We start from the raw sequence: 728 nt of genomic DNA on the forward strand, positions 1-728 counted from the left end.
GAAGCATCATGGATGAATTTAAGAGAGGCAGCAAAAATCTTTCCTGCCAATGGGCAAATTGTTGTGGGTGAAAGATATCGTGTCGATCAAGATAATGTGTGCAACATTCCCTTTGCACCTGGCAATAAAACAACATGGGGAAAGGGTGGAACAGTCCCTTTGCTAACCTTTAATCTTGATTTTGGTTCAACTCATATGATCTTTTTTGCTGGTTCTGGTGGCTATAAAACAACAAGTACAGTAGTTCCTACGTGTTTAACCTATCCAGGGTCTATTATTTGTCTTGATCCTTCAACAGAAGTTGCCCCAATGGTCAAATATGCGCGTCAAAAAATGGGAAATAGAAATGTCATTGTTCTCGATCCCAACTCATTGTTAACAAAAAACTTTAATGTCATCGATTGGCTTTTAGACGACAGCGTACCACGCACACAACGCGAAGCGAATATTGTAAGCTTTTCAAAGTTGCTTCTTACAGATAAAAAATCAGACAATTCTTCAGCGGAATATTTCTCAACACAAGCCCATAACCTATTAACAGCTCTTCTTGCTCATGTTGTATTTTCTGATGAATATGAAGACAGCGAGCGCAATTTAAAAACATTGCGTGGTATTCTCTCTCAATCAGAAACAGCTGTTGTTAATCAATTACGCATGATTCAAGAAACAACACCTTCTCCTTTTATTCGTGAAATGGTGGGTATTTTTACAGAAATGGCAGAGCAAAC

At 38.5% G+C, this 728-nt stretch carries 1 protein-coding gene; it reads left to right on the plus strand.

The window, feature by feature from the left end:
- Window positions 1-728 (plus strand): type IV secretory system conjugative DNA transfer family protein (locus tag ACFIO3_RS14685; protein ID WP_375704737.1); only part of this gene is annotated, 728 nt, incomplete at both ends.

Source organism: Bartonella sp. AD328YNZD, from assembly GCF_042196425.1.